Source organism: Nocardioides sp. 31GB23 (assembly GCF_040012395.1).
Lineage (GTDB): Bacteria > Actinomycetota > Actinomycetes > Propionibacteriales > Nocardioidaceae > Nocardioides > Nocardioides salarius.
In genome coordinates this window covers 1-4,321 of record NZ_JBDYKJ010000124.1, presented here as the reverse complement: position 1 = coordinate 4,321, position 4,321 = coordinate 1, and the positions used below count along the sequence as shown (strand labels likewise).

Sequence of the window (4,321 nt, the reverse complement as noted above, 5' to 3'; positions counted from 1 at the left end):
GGCGGGAAGTTCGGGCCGGGTCAGCGGCGCCGCAGCAGGACGACTCCGTCCTTGACGACGGCCCGCTGCACCCCGTCGGGGCCGGTGGCCTCGCGCGGTCGCAGCTCGCTCAGCTCGACGGACCAGTCGGCGGGGTCGAGCGTGAGTGCGGCGATCTCCTCGTGGGGTAGCAGCAGCTCGGGCATCGCGGTGTCCTGCCCGTCTTCGTGCCCGTGCCCGTGTCGGTGCGCGTGGTCGTGGGGCTCGTGGTCGGCCTGCTCGCGGCGCGCCGACGCCCACGGCGGGACATCACCATCCGACTCGAAGACGTGCGAGACGAGCAGCAGGTGGCCGCCCGGGCGCAGCCTCCCGGCGGCGCGGCGCAGGATCTCCGCGCGCGGCAGCTCGACCTCGGAGTGCAGGAACGAGGCCGTCACCAGGTCGAAGGTCTGCTCGGTGCGCCACGAGGCCAGGTCGTGGGCGTGCCAGTCGATGCGCTCCGCCACGCCCCGCTGCTCGGCGCCCGCCGCGCCCCGGGCCACCGCGGTCGCGGAGACGTCGACGGCCGTCACTCGCCAGCCCTGCTCGGCCAGCCAGACCGCGTCGCCGCCCTCGCCGCAGCCGAGGTCGAGCGCCTCGCCCACCGGCAGCGTGGCCACCACGTCGGCGGTCGTCGCGTTGACGCGTCCCGACCACAGCGGCGCGGACCCGGCGTACCAGTCCTCCCAGTGCGTGGTGACCCGCTGGGTGGCCGCCTCGGCCGCGTCGAACTCCTCCTCCACCAGCACCGCGTTGACGAAGGCGCCGGTCATCGCCCCGGCGCCGGTCACCATCGGCACGTTGGCCATCGGCTGCACCACGTTGCCGACCGCCCAGACCCGACCGTGGCTGGTGCGCCCCGTGGGGTCGACGGCCAGCACGCTGCCGAACGGCCCGTCCTCGCGCGCCAGGTCGAGGCCGTCGAGGAACGCGTCGTGGGGGAGCGGGCGGCCGGCGGTGAAGAGCGCGTCGAGCGCGACCACCTCGCCGGCGGCGGTGCGCACCCCGCTCAGGTCCCGGCCCTCGCCGAGCACCTCGACCACCGGCTCGGCGACCAGGCGCACGCCGCGGCTGCGCAGCCGCCGCGCGGTCTCCTCCTCCAGCGGCTCGACGGCCGCGCTGAGGACGGTCACGTCGTCGCTCCACTGCCGCAGCAGCTGGGCCTGGTGCAGGCTCGCGGGGCTGGTGAGCAGCACGCCCAGCCTGCGACCGCGCACCTCCCACCCGTGGCAGTAGGGGCAGTGCAGCACGCTCGCGCCCCACCGCTCGGCCAGGCCCGGCACCTCCGGCAGCACGTCGGTGATGCCGGTGGCCGCCACCAGCGCCCGGGTCCGCACGACCCCGCCCGCGCCCAGGCGCACGAGCAGCCCGTCCCCGGCCTCGGGGCCGGCCCGCTCGACGAGGTCGACCCGCCCCGCGCGCACCTCCACGTCGTACGCCGCCACCTCGGCCCGCCCGCGCGCCACCAGGTCGGCCGGGTCGATGCCGTCGTGGCCCAGCACCCCGTGCATGTGCGCGGCGTCGCGGTTGCGCGGCTCGCCGGCGTCGACCACCAGCACCCGGCGTCGCGCCCGGCCCAGCATCAGCGCCGCCGCCAGCCCTGCGGCGCCGCCGCCCACGACCACGGCGTCCCAGGTCTCGGTCGGGTCGGGAGTGTCGTTCTCGGTCATCGTCTCGTCGTCCATGTGCCCAGTCATGTGTCCAGTGCACCGGGTGGATGCCGATCTCGCAATGGTCCTTGCGGGTATGGCAAGATCGACGCATGACTGACGAGCTGGCACAGGTGGGGACGCGGCTGCGGGCCGCCCGCAACGACCGGGGCTGGACCCTCGACGACCTGGCCGAGCGGGCCGGCATGTCGCCCAGCACGCTCTCGCGCCTGGAGTCGGGCAAGCGCCAGGCCAGCCTCGAGCTGCTGATGCCGCTGACCCGCCAGCTGGGCATCCGCCTCGACGACCTCGTCTCGACCCAGACCCCCGACCCCCGGGTGCGGCGGGCGCCGATCCGGCGGCAGGGGATGCTGATCGTGCCTCTGGCACCGGAGAGCGCGCCGATCTCGACGTACAAGATCACCTACCCGCCCGTGGACAGCCCGCCGGAGCGCCGCACCCACGACGGCTACGAGTGGCTCTACGTGCTGTCCGGCCGGCTGCGGCTGCTGCTGGGGGAGCAGGACCTCGTGCTGACCCGAGGGGAGGCCGCCGAGTTCGACACCCGCACCCCGCACAGCATGTCGGCGGTGGGCTCGCGGCCCGCGCAGGTGCTGAGCATCTTCAACGACGAGGGGATGAAGATGCACACGCACACCCACGCCGACGCCGGTGCCGGTGCCGGGACGGGCTGAGCCGTCCAACGATTTCGGCGAGGTAGGCACCGTCCTTTACGTTCCCGCCTGTGCCTGTTCCACGCCTGCGCTCGGCAGTCCTCGCCCTCGCCCCCCTCGCCCTGGCCGCCGCCGTCGTGCCCGGGGTCTCGGCGGGCACCACCACGACGACGGTCGACCCCGTCCAGCTGCACCAGCGCCTGCTCGGTGCGGCGATGCATGCCGGTGTCTCGGACGACTACGAGGCCCCGCTGCCCCCGGTGCGCGAGCAGGCGGACGCCGAGGCCCCCAACATCGTGCTCATCACCACCGACGACCAGACGGCCGCCGACATGCGCTTCATGCCGCGCACGCGCCGGCTGCTCGGCCGGGCCGGGGCCACCTTCGAGGACGCCATCAGCCCGCACCCGCTGTGCTGCCCCGCGCGCGCCGAGATCGTCTCGGGCCAGTTCGCCCAGAACAACGGCGTGCACTCCAACGGCGGCGAGTACGGCGGCTACCGCCGGCTCAAGGACCCCCACAACACGCTGCCCAAGTGGCTCTACGAGAGCGGCTACCACACCGGCATGGTCGGGAAGTTCATCACGCACTGGAAGCCCCAGCGCGACGGCGTGCCGACGGGCTGGGAGTGGTTCGACGTGCCGCGCACCTCGACGTTCGGCTACTACGACTTCAAGATGTTCACCCAGGGCGTCAAGCAGCGCTACAACGACGGCCAGGCCTACTCCAGCACCTACACCACCGACCGCACCGTCGAGCTGATCGACAGCTGGTCGCAGGGCCGCGATCCCGAGCAGTCCGACGCCGCGCCGGAGGCGGACCCGAAGCCGTTCTTCATCTGGAGCTCCTACTTCGCCCCGCACGGCGAGTGCGGGGAGGGCAGCTGCAAGAACGGGCCCACGCCCGAGCGCAAGTACGCCGACGCCCGCCGCAACGCCAAGGCGCCCAGCCTGAAGAAGCGGTCGTACGCCGCCCCGCAGCACCGCCCCAACCCTCTGGTCGAGGGCAAGCCGGTGGCCTCGCGCGGGCACACCCAGAAGTTCTTCCTCGACCGGATCCGCTCGCTGCAGAGCGTCGACGAGGGGGTCGCCCGGATCGTGGCGTCGCTGCGCGAGGCCGGCGAGCTGAGCAACACCGTCATCATGTTCACCTCCGACAACGGCTACCTGCTGGGCGAGCACCGCTACTCCGGCAAGATCGTGCCCTACGAGGAGGCGCTGCGGGTGCCGCTGCTGGTGCGCGGCCCGGGCATCGAGCGCTCGCGGCCGACCTGGCCGGCCACCACCGTCGACCTGGCGCCGACCATCGCCTCGCTGGCCGGCGCGACGCCGGGCCGTCTCCAGGACGGCCGTGACCTCGTGCCGGCTCTGAGGGGCGGTGCCCGGCCCGCGGGCGACACCACTCTCGTGCAGGCCGGCGCCCGCTCGGCCCGCGACGGCACCGGCGCGTGGATGTACCGCGGCGTGCGCACCGCCGACTACACGTTCACCAAGTGGAAGCGGCGCTCGGGCCGGCCCTTCGCCGAGCTCTTCGACCGCCGCGCCGACCCGCAGCAGATCCGCAACGTGGCCGGCCAGCCCCGCTACCGCAAGGTGCGCCGCGAGCTGGAGCGCCGGTTGTCGGCGCTGAACCGCTGCGGCGGCGCCAGCGCCTGCTTCCGCGACTTCGGCCCGGTGCCGCGCCCGCGGCGCTGACCCCCGAACGACCCCGACGCACGGCCGTCCCCTGGTGGGGGGCGGCCGTGCGGTGCGTCAGGACCTCCTGCGGCGCTCGCGGGCGCGCAGCTCCCAGCCCCGTAGGGGGTGTTGGGTGAGGTGCCATCGGGGGTCGTGGGCGCGGTGGTGGTGCCAGGAGCAGAGGGGGATGGCTTCGAGGTCGGTGTCGCCGTGGTGTGACCAGGGGATCAGGTGGTGGATCTCGGACCAGGCGAACGGTCTTTCACAGGTCCCGATCGCACACGTGTCGTGGACCAGAGCCAGT

Annotated in this window: 3 protein-coding genes; 2 read left to right on the top strand and 1 reads right to left on the bottom strand. The window is 74.0% G+C overall.

Going from position 1 to position 4,321, the window contains the following annotated elements; genetic code table 11:
* Positions 1 to 20: 20 nt before the first annotated feature.
* Positions 21 to 1,715 carry a bifunctional NAD(P)/FAD-dependent oxidoreductase/class I SAM-dependent methyltransferase gene (locus ABKW28_RS22520; RefSeq protein ID WP_348613487.1) on the bottom strand — a complete coding sequence of 565 codons (1,695 nt, stop codon included), beginning with the start codon at positions 1,713 to 1,715 and terminating at the stop codon, positions 21 to 23.
* Between the two features lie 65 nt (positions 1,716 to 1,780).
* On the opposite strand from ABKW28_RS22520, the gene ABKW28_RS22515 reads away from it, so the two are divergent.
* Together ABKW28_RS22515 and ABKW28_RS22510 are read left to right on the top strand one after the other, a co-directional pair.
* Positions 1,781 to 2,362, top strand: coding sequence for an XRE family transcriptional regulator (locus ABKW28_RS22515; protein ID WP_348613485.1), 582 nt, complete (start codon positions 1,781 to 1,783; stop codon positions 2,360 to 2,362).
* A 50-nt stretch (positions 2,363 to 2,412) separates the two neighbouring features.
* Positions 2,413 to 4,035 (top strand): sulfatase, encoded by a 1,623-nt coding sequence (locus tag ABKW28_RS22510; protein WP_348613483.1) that lies wholly within the window; start codon positions 2,413 to 2,415, stop codon positions 4,033 to 4,035.
* Positions 4,036 to 4,321 lie beyond the last annotated feature (286 nt).

Excerpts from the sequence above, each read along its gene's own strand:
- ABKW28_RS22520 (WP_348613487.1), bottom strand. The coding sequence starts at position 1,715 with ATGACTGGGCACATGGACGACGAGACGATGACCGAGAACGACACTCCC.
- ABKW28_RS22515 (WP_348613485.1), top strand. The coding sequence starts at position 1,781 with ATGACTGACGAGCTGGCACAGGTGGGGACGCGGCTGCGGGCCGCCCGC.